30 protein-coding genes and 6 pseudogenes are annotated in these 25,536 nt (G+C 64.9%); 12 read left to right on the top strand and 24 right to left on the bottom strand.

The window, feature by feature from the left end:
* Positions 1-250 precede the first annotated feature (250 nt).
* From FQV39_RS31605 to FQV39_RS33440, 14 genes and pseudogenes are all read right to left on the bottom strand, one after another.
* Positions 251-1,172: pseudogene (locus FQV39_RS31605) on the bottom strand (family 1 encapsulin nanocompartment shell protein).
* Positions 1,165-2,241 carry a Dyp-type peroxidase gene (locus FQV39_RS31600; protein ID WP_149134395.1) on the bottom strand — a complete coding sequence of 359 codons (1,077 nt, stop codon included), beginning with the start codon at positions 2,239-2,241 and terminating at the stop codon, positions 1,165-1,167. The pseudogene FQV39_RS31605 and the gene FQV39_RS31600 overlap by 8 nt, the downstream one beginning before the upstream one ends.
* Positions 2,242-2,396: 155 nt before the next feature.
* Complete coding sequence (locus tag FQV39_RS31595) at positions 2,397-2,591, bottom strand: hypothetical protein (RefSeq protein WP_149134394.1); 195 nt, start codon at positions 2,589-2,591, stop codon at positions 2,397-2,399.
* A gap of 66 nt (positions 2,592-2,657) precedes the next feature.
* Positions 2,658-2,912 carry a DUF2171 domain-containing protein gene (locus FQV39_RS31590; protein ID WP_149134393.1) on the bottom strand — a complete coding sequence of 85 codons (255 nt, stop codon included), beginning with the start codon at positions 2,910-2,912 and terminating at the stop codon, positions 2,658-2,660.
* A gap of 105 nt (positions 2,913-3,017) precedes the next feature.
* Positions 3,018-3,245: a hypothetical protein gene (locus FQV39_RS31585; protein WP_149134392.1), complete on the bottom strand. Its 228-nt coding sequence runs from the start codon at positions 3,243-3,245 to the stop codon at positions 3,018-3,020.
* Between the two features lie 110 nt (positions 3,246-3,355).
* Positions 3,356-3,631: a chaperone modulator CbpM gene (locus FQV39_RS31580; RefSeq protein WP_149134489.1), complete on the bottom strand. Its 276-nt coding sequence runs from the start codon at positions 3,629-3,631 to the stop codon at positions 3,356-3,358.
* 2 nt (positions 3,632-3,633) lie between these two features.
* The gene (locus FQV39_RS31575) at positions 3,634-4,536 is read right to left on the bottom strand and encodes a DnaJ C-terminal domain-containing protein (protein WP_149134391.1); all 903 of its coding nucleotides are present in this window, start codon (positions 4,534-4,536) and stop codon (positions 3,634-3,636) included.
* 48 nt (positions 4,537-4,584) lie between these two features.
* Positions 4,585-5,277, bottom strand: coding sequence for a CDGSH iron-sulfur domain-containing protein (locus tag FQV39_RS31570; RefSeq protein WP_149134390.1), 693 nt, complete (start codon positions 5,275-5,277; stop codon positions 4,585-4,587).
* A gap of 65 nt (positions 5,278-5,342) precedes the next feature.
* Complete coding sequence (locus FQV39_RS31565; protein WP_149134389.1) at positions 5,343-5,609, bottom strand: hypothetical protein; 267 nt, start codon at positions 5,607-5,609, stop codon at positions 5,343-5,345.
* 34 nt (positions 5,610-5,643) lie between these two features.
* Positions 5,644-6,174: pseudogene (locus FQV39_RS31560) on the bottom strand (Hsp70 family protein); the annotation flags it as partial.
* A 52-nt stretch (positions 6,175-6,226) separates the two neighbouring features.
* Complete coding sequence (locus FQV39_RS31555) at positions 6,227-6,784, bottom strand: Hsp20/alpha crystallin family protein (protein ID WP_149134388.1); 558 nt, start codon at positions 6,782-6,784, stop codon at positions 6,227-6,229.
* 166 nt (positions 6,785-6,950) lie between these two features.
* The gene (locus FQV39_RS31550; RefSeq protein ID WP_149134387.1) at positions 6,951-7,439 is read right to left on the bottom strand and encodes a hypothetical protein; all 489 of its coding nucleotides are present in this window, start codon (positions 7,437-7,439) and stop codon (positions 6,951-6,953) included.
* A 41-nt stretch (positions 7,440-7,480) separates the two neighbouring features.
* The gene (grpE, locus tag FQV39_RS31545) at positions 7,481-8,134 is read right to left on the bottom strand and encodes a nucleotide exchange factor GrpE (RefSeq protein ID WP_248313529.1); all 654 of its coding nucleotides are present in this window, start codon (positions 8,132-8,134) and stop codon (positions 7,481-7,483) included.
* 132 nt (positions 8,135-8,266) lie between these two features.
* Positions 8,267-8,551: a DUF308 domain-containing protein gene (locus FQV39_RS33440; RefSeq protein ID WP_187640396.1), complete on the bottom strand. Its 285-nt coding sequence runs from the start codon at positions 8,549-8,551 to the stop codon at positions 8,267-8,269.
* Between the two features lie 24 nt (positions 8,552-8,575).
* On the opposite strand from FQV39_RS33440, the gene FQV39_RS34510 reads away from it, so the two are divergent.
* The 3 genes from FQV39_RS34510 (at position 8,576) to FQV39_RS31535 (ending at position 9,451) form a co-directional block, all read left to right on the top strand.
* Positions 8,576-8,650 carry a hypothetical protein gene (locus tag FQV39_RS34510; RefSeq protein ID WP_472840682.1) on the top strand — a complete coding sequence of 25 codons (75 nt, stop codon included), beginning with the start codon at positions 8,576-8,578 and terminating at the stop codon, positions 8,648-8,650.
* The gene (locus FQV39_RS34505; RefSeq protein WP_472840677.1) at positions 8,647-8,850 is read left to right on the top strand and encodes a hypothetical protein; all 204 of its coding nucleotides are present in this window, start codon (positions 8,647-8,649) and stop codon (positions 8,848-8,850) included. Before FQV39_RS34510 ends, FQV39_RS34505 begins: the two co-directional genes overlap by 4 nt.
* Before the next feature lie 73 nt (positions 8,851-8,923).
* Positions 8,924-9,451, top strand: coding sequence for a hypothetical protein (locus FQV39_RS31535; protein WP_149134386.1), 528 nt, complete (start codon positions 8,924-8,926; stop codon positions 9,449-9,451).
* Positions 9,452-9,838: 387 nt separating this feature from the next.
* Here FQV39_RS31535 and FQV39_RS31530 read toward each other — a convergent pair.
* The 8 genes and pseudogenes from FQV39_RS31530 to FQV39_RS31495 all read right to left on the bottom strand — a co-directional run bounded on the left by FQV39_RS31530 (position 9,839) and on the right by FQV39_RS31495 (position 19,183).
* Positions 9,839-10,588, bottom strand: a pseudogene (locus FQV39_RS31530) (class I SAM-dependent methyltransferase).
* A 295-nt stretch (positions 10,589-10,883) separates the two neighbouring features.
* Positions 10,884-11,161: pseudogene (locus tag FQV39_RS31525) on the bottom strand (transposase); the annotation flags it as partial.
* 212 nt (positions 11,162-11,373) lie between these two features.
* A complete protein-coding gene (locus FQV39_RS31520) occupies positions 11,374-12,336 on the bottom strand; it encodes a M14 family metallopeptidase (RefSeq protein WP_187640367.1) in 963 nt (320 codons plus the stop codon).
* 73 nt (positions 12,337-12,409) lie between these two features.
* On the bottom strand, positions 12,410-13,615 hold the full coding sequence (locus FQV39_RS31515) for an NAD(P)/FAD-dependent oxidoreductase (protein WP_149134384.1): 1,206 nt from the start codon (positions 13,613-13,615) through the stop codon (positions 12,410-12,412).
* Between the two features lie 19 nt (positions 13,616-13,634).
* Entirely contained in the window at positions 13,635-14,735 is a 1,101-nt protein-coding gene (locus FQV39_RS31510) for an ABC transporter ATP-binding protein (protein ID WP_248313528.1), read from the bottom strand.
* The gene (locus tag FQV39_RS31505; RefSeq protein WP_187640366.1) at positions 14,732-16,702 is read right to left on the bottom strand and encodes a dipeptide/oligopeptide/nickel ABC transporter permease/ATP-binding protein; all 1,971 of its coding nucleotides are present in this window, start codon (positions 16,700-16,702) and stop codon (positions 14,732-14,734) included. The genes FQV39_RS31510 and FQV39_RS31505 overlap by 4 nt, the downstream gene beginning before the upstream one ends.
* Positions 16,699-17,625: an ABC transporter permease gene (locus tag FQV39_RS31500; RefSeq protein WP_149134382.1), complete on the bottom strand. Its 927-nt coding sequence runs from the start codon at positions 17,623-17,625 to the stop codon at positions 16,699-16,701. Before FQV39_RS31500 ends, FQV39_RS31505 begins: the two co-directional genes overlap by 4 nt.
* Positions 17,626-17,650: 25 nt before the next feature.
* Positions 17,651-19,183 (bottom strand): ABC transporter substrate-binding protein, encoded by a 1,533-nt coding sequence (locus FQV39_RS31495; RefSeq protein WP_149134381.1) that lies wholly within the window; start codon positions 19,181-19,183, stop codon positions 17,651-17,653.
* 227 nt (positions 19,184-19,410) lie between these two features.
* Here FQV39_RS31495 and FQV39_RS31490 point away from each other — a divergent pair, with 227 nt between their 5' ends.
* The 4 genes from FQV39_RS31490 to FQV39_RS31480 all read left to right on the top strand — a co-directional run bounded on the left by FQV39_RS31490 (position 19,411) and on the right by FQV39_RS31480 (position 21,597).
* Complete coding sequence (locus FQV39_RS31490) at positions 19,411-20,307, top strand: LysR family transcriptional regulator (RefSeq protein ID WP_149134380.1); 897 nt, start codon at positions 19,411-19,413, stop codon at positions 20,305-20,307.
* A 109-nt stretch (positions 20,308-20,416) separates the two neighbouring features.
* On the top strand, positions 20,417-20,557 hold the full coding sequence (locus FQV39_RS33435) for a hypothetical protein (RefSeq protein ID WP_187640365.1): 141 nt from the start codon (positions 20,417-20,419) through the stop codon (positions 20,555-20,557).
* 57 nt (positions 20,558-20,614) lie between these two features.
* On the top strand, positions 20,615-21,097 hold the full coding sequence (parS, locus tag FQV39_RS31485) for a type II RES/Xre toxin-antitoxin system antitoxin (RefSeq protein WP_149134379.1): 483 nt from the start codon (positions 20,615-20,617) through the stop codon (positions 21,095-21,097).
* On the top strand, positions 21,094-21,597 hold the full coding sequence (locus FQV39_RS31480; protein WP_149134378.1) for an RES family NAD+ phosphorylase: 504 nt from the start codon (positions 21,094-21,096) through the stop codon (positions 21,595-21,597). Before parS ends, FQV39_RS31480 begins: the two co-directional genes overlap by 4 nt.
* A 47-nt stretch (positions 21,598-21,644) precedes the next feature.
* On the opposite strand, the gene FQV39_RS33430 is transcribed toward FQV39_RS31480, so the two are convergent.
* Entirely contained in the window at positions 21,645-21,791 is a 147-nt protein-coding gene (locus tag FQV39_RS33430; RefSeq protein WP_187640364.1) for a hypothetical protein, read from the bottom strand.
* A 55-nt stretch (positions 21,792-21,846) separates the two neighbouring features.
* Positions 21,847-22,677, bottom strand: a pseudogene (locus FQV39_RS31475) (helix-hairpin-helix domain-containing protein); the annotation flags it as partial.
* On the opposite strand from FQV39_RS31475, the pseudogene FQV39_RS34000 reads away from it, so the two are divergent.
* The 5 genes and pseudogenes from FQV39_RS34000 to FQV39_RS31455 form a co-directional block, all read left to right on the top strand.
* Positions 22,677-23,189 (top strand): annotated as a pseudogene (locus FQV39_RS34000) (Y-family DNA polymerase); the annotation flags it as partial. The pseudogenes FQV39_RS31475 and FQV39_RS34000 overlap by 1 nt on opposite strands.
* A 15-nt stretch (positions 23,190-23,204) precedes the next feature.
* Entirely contained in the window at positions 23,205-23,885 is a 681-nt protein-coding gene (locus FQV39_RS33995) for an outer membrane protein (protein ID WP_248313565.1), read from the top strand.
* A 72-nt stretch (positions 23,886-23,957) separates the two neighbouring features.
* Positions 23,958-24,179, top strand: coding sequence for a hypothetical protein (locus tag FQV39_RS33990; protein WP_149134376.1), 222 nt, complete (start codon positions 23,958-23,960; stop codon positions 24,177-24,179).
* 114 nt (positions 24,180-24,293) lie between these two features.
* Positions 24,294-24,554 carry a helix-turn-helix domain-containing protein gene (locus FQV39_RS34500; RefSeq protein WP_187640362.1) on the top strand — a complete coding sequence of 87 codons (261 nt, stop codon included), beginning with the start codon at positions 24,294-24,296 and terminating at the stop codon, positions 24,552-24,554.
* A gap of 224 nt (positions 24,555-24,778) precedes the next feature.
* The gene (locus tag FQV39_RS31455; RefSeq protein ID WP_248313564.1) at positions 24,779-25,231 is read left to right on the top strand and encodes a DUF2721 domain-containing protein; all 453 of its coding nucleotides are present in this window, start codon (positions 24,779-24,781) and stop codon (positions 25,229-25,231) included.
* The last annotated feature ends 305 nt before the right edge of the window (positions 25,232-25,536 follow it).

Below are 25,536 nucleotides of genomic sequence, written 5' to 3'. Positions count from 1 at the left end.
CGCTCTGTCAACGGGTTCTGGAGCCATTATCCGGATGATCATATTCCGCGCTCCTTAATGCGCTCGCGGGGCGACGACGGCGTTTCTCCCCTCGCCGGCAGGCTACTGTCATCGGCTTTCCTCGATCGTCAACGGCAGGATCCTTCCCCAATCGCACGCTTCACTCCTTGGGCGCGTGAAGAACGGCGCCTCCGTTCCTCGTTCGTGGCAGCCGACTTAGCAAATTCAAGAGCTTGCGTCCTTGGTCGGGCTAAGGATTAATAGGTCCGTTCATCGGGCATTTTGCCCGCCTTGGCTTGAGCCCCGTCAGTTCCCAGAGCTCCGCGGGGTACGATTGCGCGACCTCGGCGGACCCGCCGGAGCGGGCTACTCGCCTTGCGGTGCGAGCGCGACGGCCGCCTCCGAGGTTAGCATCCGGAAGGTGAAGCTCTCCTGCAGATAGAGCTCGACCGTCGTGGCCACTGTGGCCGAGATAGCCGATCGAGATGTCCTGGCCGATGTCGAGCTCGAAATCGCCGCCGCGCGTGGTGAGCACGAAGCCGCCCTCGATCGCCGGCGCCCAGACCACCCCGCCATCGACGATGCGCTCGATATGATGGAAGATCGGGTAGCCTTCCTCGTTGCCGCCGCTCGCCGCCAGATAAGCGTCGCCACCCAGCACCAGCGCATAGGGGCCGTTGCAACCGGCCAGCTTGAGGTCATTCAGCGCCTTGGCGATTGCCTCCGGATAGTCATCGAGATTACCCGGCAACGACAGGCGGCGTTGCTGCTGCCGGCGCGGAGGCCGCCGATCCCGGCCGCGGCATAACCTTCGAAGACCGCGCGATCCTCGGCGAAGGCGATCGTCTCGCCGCATCCTTCAGCGGTTGCCAGTCTGAATCGTCAGAGCCGCGCTCGACATCGTCGATCGCCTCGCGCGTCAACGTGAAGGGAACGCGCAATTCGACCAGGGGCTGGACCTCTCGCAGCAGAGAGTGGATGCCCTCGCCCGGCGCTTCGATCGCGCGCGTATGCCCCGTGCCCGCGGCCGCGTAGCCCGTCCCCCTGGGGCCGACCACATCGACGACGCGACGCGCGGCGAGATAGCGCTTCAACGTGCGCGACGCCTCCTCCTCGATCTGCGCCCAGGCAGCGTCGGAGATGGGAGCGAGCTCCCGGTGCAGATTATTCATGGCCTGCCTCTTCCTTCAGGGAGCCGATGCCGAGCGAGCCGTCGCCGGGCGATCTGGATAGGGTTGTCGCCGGCGCCGGCTCGGGCGCGACAGAAGCCTGGGGCTCGGCGTCGGGGGCAGCCTTCTCCGCCGTGACGCCATCGAGAAAGGTCGCTGTCGGCACGAAGAACAGCGAGCCGGTCACCGCGCGGCTGAAATCGAGCAGCCGGTCGTAGTTGCCCGGCGGCGAGCCGACGAACATGTTCTCCAGCATGCGCTCGATCCGGCGCGGAGTGCGGGCGTAGCCGATGAAATAGGTGCCGAACTCGCCGGTCCCGACCTGGCCGAAGGGCATGTTGTCGCGCAGGATGTCGACGGGCTCGCCATCCTCGGTGATGCTGGTCAGGACATTGTGGGCATAGGGCTTCTTCAACGCATCGGACTGCTCGATATCAGAAAGCTTGTAGCGGCCGATGATGTTTTCCTGCTCCTCGACCGGCACCTTCTCCCAACCAGCCATATCATGCAGGTATTTCTGCACGATGACGTAGCTGCCGCCAGCGAAGGCAGCGTCCTCGTCGCCGATGAGGGTCGCGCGGATGGCGTCCGGTCCTGCCGGGTTCTCGGTCCCGTCGACGAAGCCGATCAGGTCGCGATCGTCGAAATAGCTGAAGCCGTGGACCTCGTCGACGGCGGTGATGGCGCCGTCGAGCCGGATCATGATCTGCTTGGCCAGTTCGAAGCACAGATCCATCCGCGTCGTCGCGCGGATATGGAACAGGATGTCGCCAGGCGTGGAGACAGCATGATGCACGCCGCGGATTTCCTGGAACGGGTGCAACTCGTTTGGCCGCGGTCCGTCGAAGAGGCGGTCCCAGGCCTGCGAGCCGAAAGCCATCACGCAGGACAGGTTGCCCTGGAGATCGCGGAAGCCGACAGCCCGCAGCAACGACGAGAGATCGGCGCACAGGCCGCGCACGGTCGTTTCGGGCCCGCTGCCGGGATTGATCGTCACGACGAGGAACATCGCCGAACGCGTCAGCGTCGCCACGACCGGCTGCGAGATCACGGAAGGCAGACTTGAATCCATGGACGACCCTGCTTGGTAGCCTTTGCTCGAAACCACGCCGGTCGCCCGGACAACCATACCGATAATCGCGCCAACCTAGCATCCGATGGAAGAGAGGCGGCAGAGCGCCAACCTCTCCCCATGCCGGACGCCGACGCCGCGCGCCTCCGGGTCTCTCAATCCATGTCGCGGAAGGCGTGGCCGGCGCTTGCGACGCCTTCGATCACGCTGGGAGGCAACAGATCCGCGGCGGCAGTGCCGTCGAAGATCCATTCCTTCGGGTCGGCGAAGTCCGGCAGCTTCGCGCCGCTGCGGACATACAGGCCGATCGCGGGTTTCTTGGCGTTGAGGTAGAGATCATATTGCTGCATCGAACCCATCCTTCTCGGGAAGGGTGGCCGCAGCCACCCTTCCCCGGGGACTGCGGCCAGAGGCTATCAAAGGTCGACCGGCTTGCCCGATGGCTCTTCCTCGAGCGTCACGGCGATGTCCGCATTGGCGGAAAGGCGCACCTTGTTGCCTTCGACGCCGGCGACGAAGCCGAGTTCGATATAGTGGTGGTGGCCCTCATGTCGGCCGGAGCTGTCGCTCTTCTTGAGCTTGATCCGCTCTCCCTCGACGCGATCGACCGTTCCGACATGGACGCCGTCGGCGCCGATGACCTCCATGTTCTCCTTGACCTTGTCCGTCATCCTGAAGCCCTCCTGGGTTGAAGCCTGTCGGTGTCCATAGCCGCGACGGCTGCCGGCTGTCGCTGCGCGGGCAGCAGCCAAGCCGCCGGCACCGCGGCTCGCACCTTATCCTTCTCTCAGGAAGGCCGGCGCCAGATCTTGATCGACCATGCACCAGGCTGCCTGATCGGTCTGCTCGCTGCCGACCTCGTTCATCTGCTTTGCCGCGTCGAAGAGCAGAGACCGGACATCGTCCTGCGTCAGCACGCCTTTCGCGACCAGCTTTCGAACCAGGGCCTGCAGGACGAGCGTGTCGGTGTCGCCCCGCCTCTGGGCCGCCAATGCTTCGTTCATGTTAGCCTCTCGCCTCGGCCCGCGCGAACCTGAAATGAACAGGCGGAGGCGGGCAGAATCATCCTGCTTCCAAGTGTCTGCTCCGGATGCGCCCGGCGCGAAAACGCGCGCTAGCCCTGGCGCTCCTTCATTCCCTCCCGCAGCTCGGCGAGGACGCGCCGCAGGCCGTGGACCTGGTCCACGAGATGCAAGATCACATCGATGCCCTCGTCGTTGGCGCCGAGATCGTCCTTGAGCTGTCGGATGAGGTGGGCGCGCGCGATGTCGATATCGTGGAAGTGCATCTCGCCGGCCGCCTCCTCCGGCACGAGCCAGCGCTGCTCCAGCCAGAACTCCAGCACCTGCACTTGCAGCCCCGACGAGATCAGGAACTCCTGCTTGGTCATCCTCATGACGCCCTGCCCTCGCGCGGATTGTAGTCCTTGTCCTTCCAGCTCGACACAAAGGCTTCGAGCTCAGGATCCGCTGCCTTCGGCAGCACCACCTTCAACTTGACGAGCTGATCGCCTTGGCCGCCGCCGCGCTTCGGGGCGCCCTTGCCGCGCAATCTCAGCTTGGTTCCGGTGTTCGCCCCCTTCGGCACCGACATCGTGACGTCGCCCGTCGGCGTCGGCACCCTGACCTGTCCGCCGAGCACCGCCTCCGTCAGCGAAATCGGCAGCTCGAAGGTGATGTCGTCGCCCTCGCGGGTAAAGCGCCGGTCAGGCCGGACCGCGACCTCGATGAGGGCATCGCCCGGCCCCTCCTTGCCAGTACCGGGGGCGCCCTTGCCCTTAAGCCGGAGCGTCTGTCCGTCGACGAGGCCGGGCGGGATCTTCACGTCGATCGTGCTGCCATCCGGCAGATCGAGCCGCTTGGTTCCGCCGGTGATCGAATCCGCGAAGTCGATCGCCAGATGATAGTGCAGATCCTGACCGCGCCGGTTCGCGCGCGCCCGCTGGCTGCGCCGGAGGAGGTCTGCGAAGGCATCGTCCTGGTCCATGAAATCGGCGAAGCCGGACGCATCGGCGTAAGGGTCGCCCTGATCCGAGGTCGCGAAATCCCGATAGTAGTGGTGCTGCGGCCGCTCAGCGCCGGAGGCATCGATTTCGCCCGCGTCGAAACGCCGCCGCTTGTCGGCATCGCTCAGCAGATCATAGGCGGCCGCCACCTCCTTGAACTTCTCCTCGGCGGCCTTGTCGCCGGGGTTGAGGTCGGGGTGCAGCTTTTTTGCCAGCTTGCGATAGGCGCTCTGGATCTCGGCGGGGGAAGCTGTCAAGGCGACACCGAGGGCCTCATAGGGATTTTTCACGGGCTACTCCGAAGGCCTGTGCGGCGGCGCGGCGCACGCCGAATTCTGTCACTTCGCGTGAAATTTGATAGCGGCATGCGTCCCATCGCAGAAGGGCTTGTTTCTGGAGCCGCCGCAACGACACAGGGTCACACGCTGGCGAACCTCGTACTGCTCGCCATCGGCAGAGACGACGGCGATCCCGCCGCGCAACCAGATCGGGCCACTGCAACCCTCGGCGGGATCCTCGATGAATCCGATTGAGGGCTCGACATGCGGCTCGAGCGCCGCCTGCAGGGCCCTGTCCCAGGCAACAAGGCGCCCCGAGGGGCAATTCTGAACCTGGTGGATGAAGGTTTCACGCACCTCCGGATCACCCGTCTCGGCGACTTCGTTCCAGACCCGCCCATTGGCATCGCAGAAGCGTGCGAACGCACAGAGGGCCTCGACGTCGAGCAGCGCGAGCTCGGGGCCGTCGAAGGCCTGCGCCCGTTCGAGATAAGGCGTTCTGTTCGCGACCTCGGTACCGTCGAAGCCGACTTTGGCGTGGGAACCGTCGCAGAACGGCTTGCTGTTTGAATGTCCGCATCGGCAAAGCGCGACGGTCGCTTTCTCTCCGGGACGATCCCGCGCGATCCATTGCTCCGATACCCCCGCCGCATCGGTCGCAATGGTCAGCTCGGAAAGCCGGACACGGCCCGCCACCAGATAAGGCCCGTTGCCCGTGACCGTCACGCGCACGCTGCGTTCGGCGTCCTTCATGACACCCCTCCTGTGCATGACACCATCCCGGCCCGACCGGGCTGAACCGCGCTTTCGCCGCCACGTCATCCCTTTTTCTTCTTGTTCTTCTTGTCGTCGTCTCCGATCTCGGTGAACTCGGCATCGACGATACCATCGCCGTCGGCCCGTGCGGCTCCGGAGCCGGCATCGGGGCCGGCCTGTGACGAGGCCTGCATCGCTTCGGCAAGCTTCATCGAGGCCTGCTGCAGGGCATTCGCCTTCGTCTCGATCGCCGCGATGTCCTCCCCCTTGGCTGCGTCGCGCAGAGCGGTGACGGCATCATCGACGGCACGACGATCCGGCTCGGACAATGTGGCGCTGTGCTCCGACAGCGTTTTCTCGGTCGAGCGCGGCCGCGGTCGGCTCGTTGATGATGCGCAGCACCTCGAGTCCGGCGATCTTGCCGGCATCCTTCGTCGCCTGGCGCTGGGCGTCATTGAAATAGGCAGGAACCGTGATGACGGCCTGGGTGACCTTCTCGCCGAGATTGGCCTCGGCCGTTTCCTTCATCTTCTGCAGGATGAAGGCCGAGATCTGCGACGGCGAATATGGCTTGCCTTCTGCTTCGACCCAGGCGTCACCATTGCCCGCCTTGATGATCTTGTAGGGCACCAGCGCCTTGTCCTTGTCGACGGTCGGATCGTCGTAGCGACGGCCGATCAGGCGCTTGACCGCGAAGATGGTGTTGGTGGGATTGGTCACCGACTGCCGCCGCGCCGGCTGACCGACAAGCCTCTCGCCGTCGGAAGTGAACGCCACGATCGAAGGCGTCGTCCGCGCGCCCTCGGCGTTTTCGATAACGCGCGCGCTCTTGCCGTCCATGACGGCAACGCAAGAATTCGTCGTTCCGAGATCAATTCCGATGACTTTGGACATCGCGCTGCCTCCCTGTCGTGTGTTGATTGTCGTGTTTGGCGCCGGTCCCGCTTCACCGAGCTCCCTTCGGACCTTGAGCCGAGGGCGGCTGGACCTGGACCGCAGGCGTCACCTCTTCGCGCGCTCCAATCGGGATCTTGCGGCTGGCGGCCTGCTGTGGAGGTCTGGGCAGCGTCACGATCAGGACGCCATTGTCGAAGCGGGCCTGGGCCCGACCCGGGACCACCGCGCAGGGAAGCTTCACCGTCCGCTGGAGGTTGCCGTAGGACCGCTCGACAATGTGGAAGTTGTCCTTCGGATCGACGCTATCGGCCTTCTTCTCGGCGCGTATCGTCAGGAGATCGCCGTCGAGTGAGATATCGATGTCGTTGCTGTCGATTCCAGGCAACTCGACGGTGACACGAACGTCTTGATCGTTGCTGCTCACGTCCATGACCGGGCCCATCGGCGCAGCATGGTGAAGACCGGCGTGGAACGCGCCGGCCAGCCTGCCATGAAAGACGTCGTCGAACAGGCGGTTCACTTCACGGTGGAGCGCGTGAAACGGTGCCTCGACGCGACGCTCCAGAGGACTTTGTGGACGATCAGGAGGCGAGACATCTTGTGCCATGAGATCCGACCCAATCAGCGCCGCTGAGGAACACGTAGTCAGACCGGTCCAGCAACCGGCACGACACTCAATATAATAAATAAAATCAATCCCTTATGAGAAAACCACTCTCCATTTCAGACAAGCTGTCCGGATCCGCTCGGACAAAATGTCCATGGGGATCGAACTAGCGAATGGCAGCCTCGACCATCCGGGCGATCCAGACTTCCAGGGTAAGCCCTGCCAGCCTGGCGCGCTCCGTCGCCGCTTCGGCAATGCCCGGCTTGAGAGGGATGTCGTAGATGATCTCCTCGACATCGTTCTGCGCATTGACGAGGCGCGTGACCTTCTGGGCAAAGCGCATCACGCGCACTCGCTTCTCGGCATCGGAGAGACCGGCCTCGGCCGCCACTGCCGGACAGAAGAAGGCAATGAGATGGTCGGTAGTATTGCCGGGCGACAGCCCATGCTCCCGCAGCAGAGTGATCGCGGCGGCAAGCTTGTCGCTCTGCTCCAGCGCGAAGCCCTTGGGCAAGCGCGCATCGAGACCCGCCACAGCCGGCGGCGTGGCGAGCTGGCTGAGGTCCGGGCAAGCGAAATCTGCCCCGAGAGACGGACCGACAATGAGCGCCGCCGCGGCAAGCGAAGGGCCGGTTGTCGCTACGATCTTCTTCATCGACCATGCTCCCTGCCTTTCGAGGCGGCTTCTGTTCGGCTCTAGCGTCCAGAGGGTGGCTTGCCCGACGGGCCGCCGCGCGCGACCCCGACCTTGGCCGGGCGCAACGGGCGTGTCCCGATGGAATAGCCGGGCTCGACGACCTGGCTGACCGTGCCGTCCGGAACGGTCGGATCGGGAACCTCGAACAGTGCTTCGTGAAAATGTGGATCGAACCGCTCACCGACCGGCGTGAGCTTATGCACGCCATGCTTCGCCAGGACGCGCAGCAGCTCTTTCTCAGTGAGCGCGACGCCCTCGATCAAAGCCTTCACCGCGCCCTCGCTTCGGCGAACTTCCGCTGGAACGCTGGCGATGGCGCGCTCCATGTTGTCGACCACCGGCAGCAGGTCTCGGGCGAATTTCGCGACGGCATACTGGCGCGCATCGTGCAGGTCGCGTTCTGCCCGGCGGCGGACATTCTCGGTTTCCGCCAGCGCCCGTAGCAGGCGATCCTTCAGCGCAGCGTTCTCGGACTGGAGCGCGGCCAGCGTTACACTCTCCGGGGGCGTTGCCGGTTCGTTGACGGCCCCCTGCCCGGCGGCGGCTTCGCCGCTTTCGTCCATGCGCGCTGACGCGCCGGCAGCGGCCGGCTTTCTCGACTCGCCGGAGGGCGTGCCGCGCCCCCGCCTGGCCTCATCTTTTCCGCCAGTCATGAACGCCTCCGATCCGGCTGCATCACCTGCAGCGCGTCTGGGATGTTACGAGCCAACTTGCCGGGCTCGTCCTGGTTCCTTGCCAATGCCGACTTCCGCGGCGGCAAACGCAAACCCGCTGAAGATGGCCGGTCAGCGCCCCGCCCTTGCGCGAAGACCGAGGCCCACCAGCCCGCAGCCCTGAAAGATCAGGTCGATGCACAGGACCAGACCCAACAGCCATGCACTGTCGACCGGCCAGCCGATCAGAAAGATCAACCCGACGACCGTCGAGAGAACGCCGGAAGCGACGATCCAGCCCCAGCCGCGCTCAGGCATCGTTCCTGCTCCGAGCCAGATCCGTACGATACCGGACGCGGCGGTGGACAGCGCCAGGAGAAGGGTAAGGACAGAGGACGCCAGGACCGGGTTGGGCATACGCCGGTCCCGTTCGCTTACTCGCTGCTCCTGCACCGGACGGCGCTGATCTTTTGCCTGACTCTGCCTTTCGCCCTGGCTGGGTCTCTCGGCTGGTGAACGGTGTTGCCGGTGTCCTGCTGGTTGCCTACACCTTCTTCGGGCTCGACGCTCTGGGGCACCAGCTCGAGGACCCGTTCGGGCTCGAACCCAATGCCTTGCCGCTGCATTCCATGCAGCGCAATGTCGAGCGAGAGCTGCTCTCGCTGCTCGGCTGCACGGATTTGCCGGAGCGATCTATGCGAAGGACAACATACTGACCTGAATTTTGGCTCCGTCGGCCGACGTGATCGGGAGTGGTAGAAGCGCAGCAACCATCAGGAGGAGGCCAGCATGTCCCTGACCCGCAAGGAAGAGGAGCGCGCGCTCAATACCGACGAGCGTGCCGTCGTCGCCCAAACCCGACATCCCGCCGTGCAAGACTTGCCGGACGACGAACTGAGTGCGCTTTTGAAACGCCTTCGTGATCTTCGCGACAAGGCGTCATCGCATGCCAATCAGCAGCGCCGCGAAATGCGAGGCAAGGCACCGCCGAAGGGAGCGGAACCCAGCGCCGGAAATGCCGGATCGAGTCTGAAAGCGACCGTTCTCGCAACCGCGCTGAAACGACTGAATGCGGAAATCCAGCGCCGGGAGGAGATGGCCAAAAACCACACTCTCGTCGAGAATGCCCAACGCGCGCTCCACATGAAAATGGAAGCACAGCGCAAGAACATCCCGTTCAACACGCGCCATGCCAGCCAAGGCATGCGAGACATTCCGGACAAGGACGTCAATTCGCTGGTCCGTCCGGCAGAGCGAGGACGCCTGCGGAAGGCATCGCAAGTTGCGCAGGCGAAGCGCGACGCTGCAGAAGGATGAACTGCCCGTCCGGTTCTAGGCTGCAGTTCGACCTCCTCTATTGATGCCCCTGGCGATCACGCGATACTGCCGTACGGCCGTTGAGCTGACTTCTGGCATGCGCCAATTGCCGATTTAGGGCGAGCCTGAACGGAGGCCTTCTTCGGGAAGCGCCATTTGCGGACATTGGCGCATTGCCCGGAAGCCGACATTGCCGAGTGGCGGCCTGCCTTCTGTTCCCAACCCAAGTCGGACCTCGTGCGGGACGCCATTAAGCGACCGCCGTTGGCCGAGAGCAGTCGGACTGCCTTGAGCGACCGGAATGCAAAAGCGGAATTCACCTAGTTTCGATAGACGTCGCAGTTTGGCCCACCGGACCCTAGCAGGCCCATTGCATGCCCTCCAGGATCAGGCTGGGACCACGCCGCGCACCACACGGACCATCATGGGAAATGATCGGGGTCCATCCGGCAAGCCAACCAGATATCCGGCACGAACATGCTGCTTGATCGAAGCGCGGGCGTCATCCGAAAGTGCCATCAACATGCCTGTGACGCTGCCCGGGCCGTCGGTGAAGGTAGCCCAATAATCCGCGAAGGACTGATACTCGCAATCCACGACAACGGGAACCTCCGTCACGTCGGCGAGGCCGATCTTCCGCCACAACGCCGCCTGACCGTTAGGCCAGAATTGCTTGCGCCCCGCCCGCATGGATCTCATCCTGGCGACGTCGCTCTCAAGCACAGCACCGGTGTTATAGACGAGGTCGAAGGCGGGCATGCCACCAAAGAACTGGGTAACAGCGGACGCGACCACGCCGCCCGGACGGGTCACGCGCTTCATCTCGGCAACTACCTGTTCAATTTCCGGGATAACGTCCAGGGCCAGCGTGGAAACGGCCGCATCGAATACGTTATTGCCGAACCGCATGTGCCGAACATCGCCGTGTTAATAGGCGATATTGGGGTGAGATCGACGAAGGCGGGCTCCTTCCAGGTATCCCTCCGATGCATCAACACCGATCACATGCGCGCCCGCCTCGGCCAGTGCTTTCGTCAACACACCTGTCCCACAGGCTACATCGAGTACGCGACCGCCTGGAGCGACATTGACACGGGCGAGAAATGGGCTTGCCAGATGTTCGCTCCAGCGCCCCATGAAAGCCTCGTAGACGTCGGCATCAGCCCAATTATATCGTAGTTGTGCGGTTTCCATGACTTGCCATCCTCCCTCGATCACGGATGGACCTTAACACGGCCATACGGGCCGCGCGGATCGCCGTCACACCCGGGCAATCCAGCGGAACCTTGTTTGCGCTTCCCAAGAAACATGACGCAGTGGCGGCCCTGAAATCACACTGGCCTTCCCGTCGGGTGTGCTCCGAGGTCCCGCTTTGGTCGGTTTGACCAGTTTGATCGGCGTAGGTCGAACGGTGGGTATGGGCGCAATACGGCCGAACCTTCATGACGTTGGCGGCCTCGCAGAGCAGGGTCCGCACGCGCTTGATGCCGCCGACATAGTCGATCTCGCCGGATTGAAAGCGACGCGGCACGAGGCCGAGATAGGCCCCGAGATCCGTGAGCGCCTGAAACGCGACGGATCATCGACGATGGCGGTGAGGGCCAACGCAGTGAGCTGGCCCACGCCGGGGATGGTCATAAGCCGCCGGCAGGCGTTGGCGACGCGCACGAGCCGCTTCACATCGGCGTCGATCGCCGCCTCCTGCGCCACCCGCCGTTCGCCCATCATCACGCCGCCCTCCGCCCGAGGACGACTGAATCAGGACTTCAAACCAACAGCAACGCCGACCACTTTAACGGTATCGACCCGAAGCGGACGCTCGTCGCGCCCGCTTTGATCCGCTCCCAAAGAACCGTGAGACCGCCCAACTTCGCGGCTCTAAAGGCGATGTAGCTTCTTCATTAATAAAGAACTTACCTTGCCTAGATCAGACTGCCGATGTTTCCAACGAGCTGCCCTTTAGCCACGAAGGTGTGCTCGGTTTGGCGCAGGACGTAGCCCGACACCGGCGCCCTGATCTCAAGCGCCGCCGCGGATTCCCCGCCAGTCGGGTACAGTCGCGCGACTAGTTGCCCGCTCTCAACCTGGTCGCCGAGTGCGATGCAATGCTCCACCAGTGCGGGCTCACGCGCGAGATAATGCCCCTCCGGGCCAGCGGTGAAATGCACGCCGGAAAACGGCACCGGCGCGAGCTTCGGCTTGATCGCGCCGAAATCGGCCAGCGCCCGCAGGAGGCCCTCCTCCATGATCGTCAGTTCGGCCGGCTTCATCCGCCCTCCCCCGCCTTCGACCTCGATCGAGGCGAGGTCGGCCAGCTTGGCGGCGCCGCAGGCGGTCTCGTCGATCCCGTCGACATGCTGGACGAAGCGATAGCCCCAGGCCTCCATCAGCCGGTTCAGCCGGGCATCGTCGACGACGCTCTTGTCGGTCGCGAAACCGAATACCATCGGCACCACCGAGACGTCGCCGCCGCCGGCATGGACGTCGATCAGGATTTCGACCGCCGGGAAGAGCCGCTTCGTCACGAAGGCGCAGAGCCGTTCTGTTGGCGTGCCGTCTTCCTTGCCGGGGAAGCAGCGGTTCATGTTCTGGCCGTCGAAGGGCGAGAGGCGCTTGCCCTTTTGCGCCGCGGGGAAGTTCAGCGAGGGGACAATGATGAGGCGGCCGGTGACGTCGGCCGGCGTCAGCCGCTCGGCCAGCTGGCGCAGGACGATCTGCGCCTCGTATTCGTCGCCATGGATGCCGCCGAGCAGCAGCACCGAACCGCCCTCGCCATTGTTGATGCAGCAGATGACGTCGCCTGCGACCCCGTCCAGCGGCCCCGTGATCGGGCCGAGGTCCTGGATGGTCTTGCCCGGGCGGGTCGGGTCGAAATCGGTCAGCATGAATCCAAATCCTGTCCTGCGGCGGATGCGGTCGTCCCGCATCCGCCGGTTGGCATCGGTCACGTGCGAAGGGTCAGGCCGCGGCGCGGGCGAGCGCGGCGGCCTTGAGCATCTCGGCCGGCTTGTGGAAGCGCAGCGGCGAGAACGGCTCCAGCGCCTCCGGCTTCTCGCCGCTCTGGATCCAGTCCGCGAACAGCTTGGTGAAGCCAAGCGAGATCGCGAAGCCGTGGCCCGACCAGCCATAGCCATAGGTCAGGTTCGGCAGCGCCTCGGCCCGGCCGATCAGCGGGATCTGGTCGACCGCCACCGCCTCGACCCGCGAGGCATCGAAGCTGAGGAAGCTGGAGTTGTCGATGAAGGGCAGGGTCAGCACGGCGTCCGTGATGTTCTGCGTCATCGAGCTGAGCGAGCCCTTCCACAGCCCCTCCGGGGTGTGGCCGACATGGGCGCCGCCGGACAGCATTATGGTGCCGTCGGGCAGCTGCTTCACCGCGAGTCGGCGATGAGCGTGCGACAGCAGATGGTTGACCGTCTTGTTCAACGGATTTGAGACGAAGTGCATCTGCGGCATCAGGTTCCAGATCGGCCCGAGTTCATGCGGCTTCAGCACCGGCTTCAGCAGCGCCTCGGCACCGGCATTGGCGACGACGACCAGCTGCGACCCCACCGGCACGCTCTCTCCGCTCACAAGCTTGACCGCGGTCACCGTCCCGCGGGTCTGCACGATCTCGGTGACCTTGGCGCCGGTCCGGATCACGACGCCGGCCTTGGCCGCTTCCTTGGCGAATTGGCGCGTGGCGAAGCTGTGATCGCCGACGCCGTCATTCGGGCACCAGATGGCGCCGAGGATACCCGGTGCGAGTTCGGGCTCGCGCGCCAGGGCCTCGTCGCGCGAGAGCACGTCGGAGGGTGTGCCGAGGCTCGCCTGGACCGCCGCGGTCGCTTCCATGCGGCCGCGCACCTCGTGCTCGCGATGGCCGTAGGAGACGTCGTAGATCTTGAGGCCGCCGACGCGGCGGTAGCCGACGCCGCCCTCGATCTTGGCCTGGTATTCGGCCCAGAGCCGCTGGGCCAGCGCACAGACCGGCAGCTCGCGCAGGTCGCGGCCGCTGGCCCGGACGCCGCGTTCTCCGGGGCCGCCCGAGGCGCCGCCGGCGATCTCGCCGGCCTCGAGCAGGGTGACGCCGCGGCCCGCCTTCGCGAGCTGGTAGGCCAGGCTCGTTCCATAGATGCCGCCGCCGACGATGACGACTTCGGAGGCGTTGTTGTGATCGGACATCGATCGAATCCTTCGTCTTTCAACTCTCTTGGATGTGGGGGCGTTCAACCGTGAAATGACAGCTCGCGGCGCTGCGGCCCCCGGGCGCAGGGTGGAGAGCGGGCGTTTCTTCGACGCAGCGGCGCGGCAGGCGTCCGTCGGACGTGTCGACTCCCGGCAGGCCCTTGGCGGCAAGCTCGCGGGCGAGCGGGCAGCGCGTGTGGAAGCTGCAGCCGCTCGGGATGGCGAGCGGGCTCGGGATCGAGCCTTCGAGCAGGGCGGGGTGCCCGGCGCGCTGCGACGGTGCCGCAGGCGCGGCGATCGCCATCAGGCTGCGCGTATAGGGATGACGCGGCGCGCCGCAGACCTTCTCGACATCGCCCTGCTCGACGAAGCGGCCGAGATACATGACTCCGACCGCGTCGGCCATGTGGGCGACCAGGGCAAGGTCATGGGTGATGACGATATAGGTCAGGGCGAGGCGGGCCTGCAGCTCGGCGAGCAGGTTGATGATCTGCGCCTGGACCGAAACGTCGAGCGCGCTCACCGGCTCGTCGAGAACGAGGATCTCCGGCTCGCAGATGATGGCGCGGGCAATGGCGACGCGCTGGCGCTGGCCGCCGGAGAGCTCGTGCGGATAGCGGACCAGATGTGCCGGGTTCAGCCCGACCATGGCGATCACGGCGTCGATGCGCCCGGCGCGGGCGGCGCGCTCGCGATGCAGGCCATGGACGGTCAGCGCCTCAGTCAGGGTGTCGAACACGGTCATGCGCGGGTCGAGCGAGGCGCACGGATCCTGCAATACGAGCTGGACCTTGCGGCGCAGTGTGCGCAGGCCGGCCTTGTCGAGCGTCGAGAGCCGGGTGCCGTCGATCGTGACCTCGCCGGCAGTGGGCTTGAGCAAACCGACGACGAGCCGGGCGAGCGAGCTCTTGCCGGAGCCGGACTCCCCGACGATGGCGAAGCAGGTCCCGCGCCGGACGCTGAAGGAGACGCCGTCGACGGCGCGCACCACCGGCGCCGCCACCCGACTCAGCAGTGTCTTCAGGCCACCGAAATGCCGGCTGATCTCGTCCACGACGACGATGTCGTCGCTCTCGGCGCCCGGATGGCGGGGCGGCAGGCTGAAGGGCGCGTTCACGACAGGCCCTCCTCGGCGAAGAGGCAAGCGACCTGCCGGCCGGAGACGGTCCGCGGGTCGGGCTCCCGCTCGGCGCAGTCCGGGCGTCCTTGCGTGCGCGGGCAACGCGGGCGGAAGGTGCAGCCCGCGGGGAACTGGCCGATGAGCGGAGGCTCGCCCGGGATGCTGCGCAGCGGCTGGCCGCGCCCCTCGCCGGCACCGGGCGCGGAGGCGCGCAGCGCCAGCGTATAGGGATGCAGCGGCCGCTCCAGCACCGTCGCGACCTCGCCGCTCTCGACGATGCGGCCGGCATACATCACCGCGACGTCGTCGGCGAAGCGGGCGACGAGGCCGAGGTCATGGGTGACGAGCAGCACCGCCATGCCGCGCTTCGCCTGGATCTCGCGCAGCAGGACCAGGATCTGCTGCTGGATCGTGACGTCGAGCGCGCTGGTCGGCTCGTCGGCGAGCAGCACCTGCGGGTCCTGGGCGAGTGCGATCGCGATGACGATGCGCTGCTTCATTCCGCCCGAGAACTGGTGCGGGTACATGGCCAAGCGCCGCTCGGGATCAGCGATCCTGACATCCTTCAGCAAAGCGAGGCAGCGCTGCCGGACGGCTTCATTATCGAGCCTCGACCCGGCGCGCACCGCCTCGGCGAGCTGGGCGCCGACCGTCAGCACTGGGTTGAGGGCGCTCGCCGCATCCTGAAAGACGACGCCGATCTTGCGCCGGCGCAAGGCGCGCAGCGCCGCGGCCGGGAGCCCGAGCGCGGATTCGCCGTCGATGCCGATCGCGCCTTGGGTGATCGAGACCTCCTGCGGATTGGCGAGCGTGCCGATGGCCCGCAGCAAGGTCGATTTGCCGGAGCCGGATTCGCCGACCAGCGCCAGCGTCCGGCCCGGACGGATCGCCAGATCGACCCCGCGCACGACATCGAGCAGGCCGTCGCGGGTCCGGAAAGCCATGCGCAGGGCCTTGACCGAAACAGCGTTCCCAGCCGCGGAATCTCCGTCGGGAGCGGTGGCGGGTGCTGCAGCGGAACGGCGACGCAGGAAGGCGAAGAGCGGTGCCCGCCGGCTGCCGCGTCGGCTGGTCGGGTCGTAGATCACGCGCAACGCCTCGCCCAGCAGGTTGAAGGCGAGCGCGGAGACAGCCAGGAACAGGCCGGGGAAGGTCGCGAGATAGGGGTGGCTGCGGATATAGGAGCGGCTTTCGCCGAGCATCGTGCCCCATTCCGGGAAGGGCGGCTGCGTGCCCAGCCCGAGGAAGCCGAGGCCGGAGGCCGAGAGCAGCGTCGAGGCGAAGAGCAGGGTCGAGAGCGTCAGGAGCGTGCCCGAAATGTTCGGCAGCACATGGCGCAGGATGATGCGGGACGGGCTGGCGCCCAGCGCGGCCGAGCCCTCGATATAGGGTTCGGCCAGGATGCTCATCGTCACGGCGCGGGCCGTGCGGGCGAAGACCGGCACCGCGACCACACCGACCGCGATGATGACGTTCTGGGTGTTGGCGCCAAGGATCGCCACCACGGCCAGCGCGAAGACGATGTCGGGAAAGCTCAGCATGATGTCGATGGCACGCATCAGTACCGCCTCGATCCATCCTCGCCGCCAGGCGGCGAGGATGCCGAGCGGCACGCCGATGAGGAACGCCACGGCGACGCCGCCGACACCGATGCCCAGCGTGGCGCGCGCGCCCACCAGGACGCGGCTGAAGACGTCGCGGCCGAGCTGGTCGGTGCCGAACCAGTGGGCGGCGGAAGGCGGACGCAGGGTCTGCGCGAAGTTCTGGCGGAAGGCGTCCTGCGGCGCGAGCATCGGTCCGAAGACCGCGAGCAGCAGGTAGAGCACGACCAGAGTCAGCCCGATCGCGCCCTTGGGCTGGGCGAGGATGCGCCGCGGCAGGGTCCAGCGCCGGCGCGGGAGGGCAGCGTCGGATTTCGCGGCGAGAGGGGGAGCACCAGCGGCCATGTCCTGCAGCAGGCTCATGCCGGCGTCTCCTGCTCGCGGGTGCGCGGGTCGAGCCATTGCGTCAGCAGGTCGGTGACGAGGTTGATGACGACGAAGAAGACCGCGAACATCAGGATTGCGTACTGGATGACCGGGTAGTCGGCGCGCGAGACCGCATCGACGAGCAGGCGCCCGACGCCGGGGATGCCGAACACCGTCTCGGTCACGACCGAGCCGCCGAGCATGCCGCCGAACTGCACGCCGGCGACGCTCACCGCCGCGATCAGCGAGTTGCGCAAGGCATGGGCGAGCACGACGCGGGTTTCGCTCAGGCCCTTGGCGCGGGCGGTGTCGAGATAGTCCTTGCCCATCGTCTCGGTCAGGCTGGCCGCGACGAGGCGGCTGAACATCGCGGCGGGGCGCGTGGCGATGACGAGGATCGGCAGGACGAAATGCGCCGGTGTCGAGGCCCCGGCCGCCGGCAGCCAGCCGAGATGGACGGCGAAGAGCCAGATGCAGAGCAGGCCGAGCCAGTAGATCGGCATCGAGATCCCCGCGAGCGTCAGCACGGTGATCGCCGCATCGGCGAAGCCGCCCGGGCGCATCGCGCTGACGATGCCGGCGAGCGTGCCAACGACGACGCCGATGACGAGCCCGCCGATCGAGACGATCAGCGTGTTCGGCAACCGCTCTGCCAGTTCGACGACGACGGGGCGATGGGTGCGGAAGGAGGTCGCGATGGCCGGGTCCCAGATGCCGCGCAGGAAATGGCCGTAGCGCGTGAGCAACGGCTCGTTCAGGCCGAGGAACTGACGGATGCTCTCGATCTCCTCGTTCGAGGCGGTCGGCCCGGCGAGAATTTGCGCCGGGTCGCCCGGGATCAGGTCGACGAACAGAAAGACGAGCAGCGAGACCGCAAACAGCGTCGGCAGCGCTCCACCCAGGCGTCTCAGAACGAACATCGTCCCGTCCTCCGCTTGCGTGGCACTAGTTCAGGGTCACCTTGTCGAAGACCAGCGTCTCGTTGGGCTGGACGGCGAAGCCCTGGACGCGGTTGGCGACGCCGATCGCCTGGGTCTGGTACCAGAGGAAGAGGAAGGGCTGGTCCTTCCAGACGATTTCCTGGACCTCTCCGTAGATCGCCTTCTGCTTCGCCGGATCGGTCGTGGCCCGGCCTTCCTTCAGCAGGGCATCGACGCGCGGGTTCGAATAGCCGGTGCGGTTGGCGCCGACGCCCGTGTAGAACAGGCGGTAGAGCGTGTAGTCCATGCCCGCCGTGGCGCGCCCGACCATGCCCATATTGTCGGTACGCTGGGCCGGCTCCATGCCGACCACCTTGGTCCAGGACCCGCGATCGACGACGAGCGGTGTCGCCTTGATGCCGACATCCTCGAGCGAGCCGGCCAGGGCCTGGCAGACCTGCACGTCCTTGATGTAGCGCCCGGTAGGGCAGGTGAAGCTGAGCGCGAGCTGGCCGGGCTTGTAGCCCGCTTCCGCGAGCAGCTTCCTGGCGCCGGCCGGATCGAACGGAATCGGCGGGAAGGTCTTGCGCAATTCGTCCTGCGTGCCGGGGCCGACCATGCCGACCGAGGGCGTGCCGAGCCGGCCTAGGACTCCCTTGGCGATGCCCTCGCGATCGACGGCGAGGTTTAGCGCCTGGCGCACCCGCGGATCGGCGAGCGGGCCGCGCAGCACCATCTCCATGTTGATCGAGAACATGCTCGGTGGCGTCACCACCTTGGCGCTCTTCAGCGCATTGATCGCATCGATCGATTCCGGCGGCACGCGTTCGACGATGTCGGCGGCGCCGGTCTCCATAAGCGCCATGCGCGAGCCGTCCTCCGGCACCACGGTGAACTCGATCGCCTTCAGCGTGGCCGGATAATCGCCGGCATATTTCGGATTGGGCACGATGCGGAAGCCTTCGCCGCCGACATAGCGCTCGACCATATAGGGGCCCGAGCCGACAGGCTTGCGGCCGTATTCGGCGCCCATCTCCTTGAGCGCCTTGACGTTGACGATGCTGGCTGCGGTGCTGGCGAGCAGCATCAGCACATGGCCGTTGGGCTCGGCCATGTGGAACTCGACCGTGTCCTCGCCGACCGCCTTCACCGTGCCGAGCGAAGCGTAGAGCCCGCGATAGATCGAGCCGGTCTTCTCGTCGAGCATGCGGTTGAAGCTCGCGGCCACGGCCTCCGCATTCAGCGGGTCGCCATTGCTGAAGGTCTTGCCGGGCCTGATCCTGACGGTGAAGACCTTGCCGTCCGGCGAGAAGGCGGCTTCCGTCGCGAGGCTTTTCTGGACGTTGTTCTGCGGGTCCAGGCGATACAGCCCCTCGAGCACCGCGAGATCGACCGCATTGCCGACCGGCAGGTCGTTGAAGGCGGGATCGAAGGTCGCCGGATCGGCACCGACCGCGACCCGGAGCACGCCCGCCGGCTGGGCCATCGCCTGGGCCGCCATGAGAGAGATGCCCGCGGCCAGCGCCGCCACGGTGCAGGATTGACGAAGGCTGCGCATGTTCTGCTGTTCCCCAAGCTGGCAATTTCGTCGATCGCGCGAGCGCGAGCGAACGCGACAGCGTCCACCGCTTTCACGAGGCGAAGTCAGTCTTTGGTTTCTTGGCCGCCGTTCTGCTCAGCCCGTCGAGATGCGGGTGGTGGCGACGCAAGCCAGCAAATCACAGCATTTGATCTGCCTCAAATTCATAAATTTACGATCTACATAAATTGAAGTTATGGTCACCCATGCATTACCGTCAGGTCGAGATCTTCAAGGCGATCATGGATTCCGGCTCAATCACCGAGGCGGCCCACATCCTCCACATCTCCCAGCCCGCCGTCAGCAAGGCACTCAAGCTGCTGGAGGCGGAGCTCGGCCTGCGCCTTTTCGACCGCACGACCAAGGGCATCGCCGCGACGGAAGAGGCCCGGCTGCTCTACACCGAGGTGGAGCGGACCTATTTCGGTATGCAGAATCTGGCGCGCTTCGCCGCCAGCCTTGGGCACCGCAGGCAGGGGCGTATCGTCATCAGCACGATTCCGGCGCTTGGAATCGCCTGGCTGCCGACGGTTGTCGCGCGCTTCTCGGAAGCCTATCCGGACGCCACGATCTCCCTGCAATCCAGCAACTCCGTCGATGCGGCGCGACTAGTCGGCAGTGGCGAGATCGATCTCGGCATCGCCCAGCTGCGCAGCGAGGAATATAATCTCTCGCGCCGCAAGCTGTTCGACCTCGAGGGCGTCATCGCCCTGCCGGCAGGTCATCGTCTCGCCCGCAAGCTCTACGTCGAGGCCTCCGATCTCGATGGCGAGACGATCGTCGCTCTCGGCCCTGAGGACGAGTTCCGCCGCAAGCTGACCCAGGCCCTCGAAGGCGCGGGCCAGCATCCGCGCACCGTGATCGATGCCAGCCTCGGCCTTACCATCTGCGCCCTTGTCGCGGCGGGCTGCGGGGTCGGCATCGTCGACAGCGAAGCGGCGCGCATGCAGGACGGGGCGGCCCTGGTCTTCCGCAGCTTCCGCCCGGCGATCTACGTGCCGATCTTTCTGTTCCGGCAGCGCGGGCGCCCAACCGGAAGGCTGGTCGAGGCCTTCAGCACGGTTCTGAGGCCCCCGCCTCCCTTCCGCAGCAGGCCGGGCTGAGCCGAGCCGCTCAAAGCCGTCGCCCCCCGCTCCTGCCCGTTCCGTCTATGCGCCTGACCACTTCCGCTGAACAACGAGCGCTCCGGTCGATGCCGCAGGGCTCCGGCATTTGCTCGGCGCGCTGTGGCAGGGCGAAGAGATGCAGTTGACGCTTGTCGCCGGCGAACGGGAGCTCATGGAGATTCCGCTCTACAACGATCTGACCTATCGCGAGGTTTTTGCTCAGATCGCAGATCAAGCGCGTCCTTGAATCCTGTCGCGTCAACTGTCATATTAAATTGTGACAGTTGACTAGATGAGGTGGGCTATGGCGGTTGCGGCCGAAAAGATGCCACCGGAAACCGGTGGAACTCTACATAGGGTGACGGAGCTCCTGGGCGGCGCCAAGCTCCTAGCGTGGCGCGTCACCAGCTCCCTCGATGCGCATGAGATGCTCTTGCGAGGCTTACCGCCTTCGGCGCTGGATCATTTGGTCGGGCAGCTCACCTACATTCACAAGGCGGATTCGCTGGAGAAGGCTTTCGGCATGAGTCTGCGAACCTACCAGCGACGGAAGGATGCGCCGGCGAAACCACTGAGCCAAGAGCAGAGCGGACGGGCTTGGAAGTTTGCTGAAATTCTATCCAAGGCGACGGATGTGTTCGGGTCTCAGGCGGAAGCGGAGCAGTGGCTGGAGCGTCCAGCGATCGGCCTTGACCAGCGTTGCCCGATCGACCTTCTGGCGACGCCGGCCGGCGTCGAGTTGGTGGAGGAGTATCTGACCCGCCTCGACTATGGTGTGTATGCGTGACGCCATTGCCGAGCGTACTTGGAGGCGCCGAGCTGGTGGCTTGGCGCCTCGATCAGGCCATTTACGCATCAACATGGGATAGCGGAGAGGGAGCCTACCGAGTCGGCGGGCGCTGGAACAGCGCAGGTGTGCGGGTGATCTATTGCGCGCTCGATCCTGCGACGGCAATTCTCGAAGTTGCCGTCCACAAGGGCTTTCGCGTCCTCGACACAGTTCCACATATCATGACCGCGGCCACCATATCAGACATCGCTGGCGTTCATGTCGTTACGCCGGATCGGATACCAAATCCGAATTGGCTTCGGCCCGGGATTCCGAGTGCTGGCCAACAGGCTTTCGGCGATGGTCTGCTACGCGAGCACGCTTTTGTCGTCGTTCCGAGCGTAGTTTCGACCCATAGCTGGAATCTGCTCTTCACGGCCGGCGCGCCAGGTTACTCGCTCAAAGCTCAGGAACCGTTCGCGCTCGACACGCGTCTTCATCCGCCGTCGTCGCTCTGAAACGGCATAGCGCTTAGCCCGGCATAGGTCGCCTATTCGGCAATCGCTCAGAACGTGTGTTCCCGCTCGTACTCTTCCATGGCGTTGATGAGCTCGACCAGCTCCTTTACTTCAGGGCTATCCTCGATCGCGCCCGTGAGATCCTGAACCCTATCCCAAGCTCGCTCGAAGGCGTGAGCATCGGCAATTTCCATAGCGATCTTCCTGGGTTTAGTCAGGGGCCTGGGCGAGCGTGCAATTATCAACATCCTACCTGAAATCGCGCGTCCTGACCCTGATCTCGTCGATATGCCCATAGGGATCGACTAGGTTCCTTGCCTTTGGCATGTCTCGTGGATCTGCCGTCGGCGACCCATGGTGGAACGCGTCACCGCGGCCGTGCGGAAGTGGAAAGCTTGCATCGCGTGATCCGACGCTGGCGAGTTCGGCCGATAGATCGGTCAGATGCTGGGCGACGATATGGATTGCCTCCCCTTCGCGCTGCACCTTTCCCCTCACGCCGATCAGGCCAGCGCCGAGAACGACACGGCGATTCTTCTCGAAGACACCCTGCCAGATCACGAGATTGGCGACGCCGGTTTCGTCCTCGATCGTCATGAACATCACGCCTTTGGCTGAGCCTGGCCGCTGCCGCACGAACGCGTCCGCCTCCGCGAGCTCGACGAGCGCAGCGGACGGGATCGCTGCTCTCCGCCAGACGTCATCGACCGACACATAGGGCTGATTGGACCGGCACGAGATAAGGCGCGCTGCCTCCGCGTTTCCCAGCCCTTTGACCATGCGAAGCCCCAACCTGACTGCCAGGCGGCCGTCATCGACCCCGCGCGGTTCGAGGGTGCAATCCCAGCGGCTTTCATTGATGCAAACGGGCCGGACTTCGACACCATGCTGTTGGGCGTCGCGAACAATCTGCGCCGGGGCATAGAAGCCGATCGGTTGGGCATTGAGCAGCGCGCTGCAGAACACATCCGGATGCCAGCATTTCATCCACGATGAGGCATAGGCGATCAGTGCGAACGAAGCGGCATGGCTTTCCGGGAAGCCATAGCTTCCGAAGCCCTCGAGCTGTCGGAACGTGCGAGATCTTCGCCGAGCACACCGACTTGATCGAGCCGCTCTCGCTGGATGAAGCCTATCTCGACGTGACCGAGAATAAGCTTGGCATCCCGGTAGCGACCGAAATTGCCACCATCATCCGGGCGCGGATCAAGGAGGTGACCGGGCTCAACGCGTCCGCCGGCATTTCCTATTGCAAGTTCCTGGCGAAGATGGCGAGCGACCTCAACAAGCCGAATGGCCAAGCCGTCATCACGCCGAGGATGGGGCCGGCCTTCGTCGAAGCGCTGCCGGTGAAGAGATTCCACAGTGTAGGTCCGGCGACCGCGGCAAAATTGGAAAGGCTCGGGATTCTCACCGGAGCCGACCTCAGAGCGAGGCCCCTCCACTTCCTGCAGGAGCACTTCGGGAAATCAGGATCCTGGTATTATCGAATTTCTCGCGGCATCGACGAGCGCCCCGTTCAGCCCGATCGGCCGCGCAAGTCGATTGGTGCCGAGGACACCTTTGCAATCGACGTCGTCGAGCTTGCTGCCGGGCTTGCTTTCGCAATGTTCTCGATCGCCGCGCAGGCTGCCGATCTACCGTCGCGGCGGATCGCACCTGCCATTCCCATGCCGCCTGCCTTCACATGGACCGGTTTCTATGTCGGTGCCCAAGCCGGCTGGGCGCAGACCAGAACCGAACTGACGCCGGGCGCCGCGATCGCTGGTCAGGCTGCCGTTGCTTCATTGCCGAGCCTGAACAGGGACGGCGCTACGGTCGGTCTGCTGGCGGGCTACAACTACCAGATCGGCCAGCTTGTCCTCGGTGGCGAGATCGACGGCGCAGCCCTCATCACCGGAAAGCAGCGCTTCACCGCGCTGACCGGCGACTTCATGACCGCCCATACCAATTGGGTCGGCTCGGCCAGGCTGCGTGTCGGTTATGCCTTTGACCGGTTCATGATCTACGCAACCGGCGGCCTCGCATTGGCCGCGGCCAAGTCGACGGTGACGGGCACGGGTTATTCCTATGGCGCAGGCGACAGCACCCGCGTTGGCTGGACGCTCGGCGCCGGCGCCGAATATGCGATCACGAACAACTGGATCGCTGGCCTGGAATATCGCTACTCCCAATTCGAGGAGGACACCTACACCTACCCGGTTGGCGTCGGCGGGCTCGGGATTGTCGGCTTCAAGCAGCAATTGAGCACCAATCAGGTTGTCGGGCGGTTGCTCTACAAGTTCTGATCCTCTCGGACGGGCTGCGTGCAGGTCGTCCGAGATCCATCTCTTCCTTCAGTTCCGCAAAGGGGCGACGACATGAAATATGCAATCTTCGGCTTCGGAGCCTTGGCCTTGGCGGCTGCCCTCGCTCCGACGGAGGCCAGCGCCGTCGTTTGCGCACGCGGGGTCGTCCGGGCTGGTTGCGCAGGACCGAACGGTGCGGTCGCGGTGCGTCGCCCGATCGCTCCGCGTGCCGTGGTTGTCGCGCCCGCGCGACGCGGCTGCGCGATCGTCAACGGCAGGCGCGTGTGTCGCTGACGTCGGGCTGCAGAGTGGTGACCCATCGCTCAAGAACGCCGCTCAGCGGCTCGGCATCAGCCCTCGATCGCTCCAACGCCAGTTGACGGCGACCGGGACGAGCTACAGGACCTGGTGGCGGAAGTCCGGCTCTGCGCGGCTTGTCATTTGCTCACCGCGTCCAAGTTAAGCATGGCGCAGATCGCTCATAGCCTTGGCTACTCGGGGCCCAGCAGCTTCAGTCGCATCTTCATGCGTTTGATGAAAATCCAGCCGGCTATCTATCGAGAACAGCGGATCGCGGAGATGCCTGGCAAGCGTGGCGGCGCTGGAGGCGGCCGCTCCGCAAAGAGCGCCGCCACTCAACAATTGGCACGAGATGGTGAGAGCTGTTGATCAGGCGGTCTCTCAATCAAAGATCCCTGTGAGTGTCGCCCTTGGAGTTGCTTCGCGCGGCGCCGGGAAAGGGGCTTGTAGTTCACTGCCACAAATTTTGGCGCGAAATGGCAAGAATCGAGCACCGCTATTTGCTCCCTCGTGAGCCATTGCGGACTCGTAGATGAGTTCGACAAATTGGTTCGCAGTAGCAAGCATCCTTTCGAAGAGTAGCTGTGAACGGTATGTTCGATTTTTTGCAGGGGCTGTTGGCCAATGTCTCGTCCGACGAGCTCGGGCGCATCATGTTGCGCGCCACGGCGCCGGTCTTCCTGCTTAGCGCCGTCGCCAGCTTCATCAGTCTGCTCGCCACGCGTTACGCGCGTGTCGAGGATCGCATCCGATCCATCAACGGTATCCAGGAGCAAGAACGCGAACGGGTTTTCCTGAAGTCGGACCTCCCGCGGCTTAAGCGCCGTGCTCGGCTTCTGCACAAGGCGGTCCGATTGGCATTGCTGTCGGGCATTGCGACAAGTCTGATCGTCGTCTTTATGTACAGCGGTGCTTTTCTTTCGATCCAGCATCAATGGGGGGCCGCGGCGCTATTCACGGTGGCGCAAATCCTGTTTGCGTCCTCACTCGTCTGTTTCGCGCTGGAACTGCAGATCGGTATTAGCGACAGCGACAACTACGGATAGATTGGATTCTGGCGCCAATGGGAGCAGTGCCTCGCACTCACCCAGGCCGCACGCCATCGGCACGCTAGGCGCGCCTAAGAGCAGTACTTCCAAGGTCGCTCAATGGCCATCGGCCGGCCCACTTTATTACCCGAAACCGGACCTTCCCAGCGTCAGCTTCTCTAATCGGGCAGTTGGGTCAAGCTCGGATTGCACCTCTGTGCCGGGGTCTCGTTCATGCGGGTCACGCTTCTCTTCGCAGTCTGGTGGCTTCTGTTGAGCGAAGCCGCTGCACGCATGCATCGGATAGGGTCTGGAGAGCCTCG

Source organism: Bosea sp. F3-2 (assembly GCF_008253865.1).
In the GTDB taxonomy this organism is placed as follows: domain Bacteria; phylum Pseudomonadota; class Alphaproteobacteria; order Rhizobiales; family Beijerinckiaceae; genus Allobosea.
This window is presented reverse-complemented; position numbering and strand designations above follow the sequence as displayed.

Excerpts from the sequence above, each read along its gene's own strand:
- FQV39_RS31600 (WP_149134395.1), bottom strand. The coding sequence starts at position 2,241 with ATGGATTCAAGTCTGCCTTCCGTGATCTCGCAGCCGGTCGTGGCGACG.
- FQV39_RS31595 (WP_149134394.1), bottom strand. The coding sequence starts at position 2,591 with ATGCAGCAATATGATCTCTACCTCAACGCCAAGAAACCCGCGATCGGC.
- FQV39_RS31590 (WP_149134393.1), bottom strand. The coding sequence starts at position 2,912 with ATGACGGACAAGGTCAAGGAGAACATGGAGGTCATCGGCGCCGACGGC.
- FQV39_RS31585 (WP_149134392.1), bottom strand. The coding sequence starts at position 3,245 with ATGAACGAAGCATTGGCGGCCCAGAGGCGGGGCGACACCGACACGCTC.
- FQV39_RS31580 (WP_149134489.1), bottom strand. The coding sequence starts at position 3,631 with ATGACCAAGCAGGAGTTCCTGATCTCGTCGGGGCTGCAAGTGCAGGTG.
- FQV39_RS31570 (WP_149134390.1), bottom strand. The coding sequence starts at position 5,277 with ATGAAGGACGCCGAACGCAGCGTGCGCGTGACGGTCACGGGCAACGGG.
- FQV39_RS31555 (WP_149134388.1), bottom strand. The coding sequence starts at position 6,784 with ATGGCACAAGATGTCTCGCCTCCTGATCGTCCACAAAGTCCTCTGGAG.
- FQV39_RS31550 (WP_149134387.1), bottom strand. The coding sequence starts at position 7,439 with ATGAAGAAGATCGTAGCGACAACCGGCCCTTCGCTTGCCGCGGCGGCG.
- grpE (WP_248313529.1), bottom strand. The coding sequence starts at position 8,134 with ATGACTGGCGGAAAAGATGAGGCCAGGCGGGGGCGCGGCACGCCCTCC.
- FQV39_RS33440 (WP_187640396.1), bottom strand. The coding sequence starts at position 8,551 with ATGCCCAACCCGGTCCTGGCGTCCTCTGTCCTTACCCTTCTCCTGGCG.
- FQV39_RS31535 (WP_149134386.1), top strand. The coding sequence starts at position 8,924 with ATGTCCCTGACCCGCAAGGAAGAGGAGCGCGCGCTCAATACCGACGAG.
- FQV39_RS31520 (WP_187640367.1), bottom strand. The coding sequence starts at position 12,336 with ATGCTGACCGATTTCGACCCGACCCGCCCGGGCAAGACCATCCAGGAC.
- FQV39_RS31515 (WP_149134384.1), bottom strand. The coding sequence starts at position 13,615 with ATGTCCGATCACAACAACGCCTCCGAAGTCGTCATCGTCGGCGGCGGC.
- FQV39_RS31505 (WP_187640366.1), bottom strand. The coding sequence starts at position 16,702 with ATGAGCCTGCTGCAGGACATGGCCGCTGGTGCTCCCCCTCTCGCCGCG.
- FQV39_RS31500 (WP_149134382.1), bottom strand. The coding sequence starts at position 17,625 with ATGTTCGTTCTGAGACGCCTGGGTGGAGCGCTGCCGACGCTGTTTGCG.
- FQV39_RS31495 (WP_149134381.1), bottom strand. The coding sequence starts at position 19,183 with ATGCGCAGCCTTCGTCAATCCTGCACCGTGGCGGCGCTGGCCGCGGGC.
- FQV39_RS31490 (WP_149134380.1), top strand. The coding sequence starts at position 19,411 with ATGCATTACCGTCAGGTCGAGATCTTCAAGGCGATCATGGATTCCGGC.
- parS (WP_149134379.1), top strand. The coding sequence starts at position 20,615 with ATGGCGGTTGCGGCCGAAAAGATGCCACCGGAAACCGGTGGAACTCTA.
- FQV39_RS33430 (WP_187640364.1), bottom strand. The coding sequence starts at position 21,791 with ATGGAAATTGCCGATGCTCACGCCTTCGAGCGAGCTTGGGATAGGGTT.
- FQV39_RS33995 (WP_248313565.1), top strand. The coding sequence starts at position 23,205 with ATGTTCTCGATCGCCGCGCAGGCTGCCGATCTACCGTCGCGGCGGATC.
- FQV39_RS33990 (WP_149134376.1), top strand. The coding sequence starts at position 23,958 with ATGAAATATGCAATCTTCGGCTTCGGAGCCTTGGCCTTGGCGGCTGCC.
- FQV39_RS31455 (WP_248313564.1), top strand. The coding sequence starts at position 24,779 with ATGTTCGATTTTTTGCAGGGGCTGTTGGCCAATGTCTCGTCCGACGAG.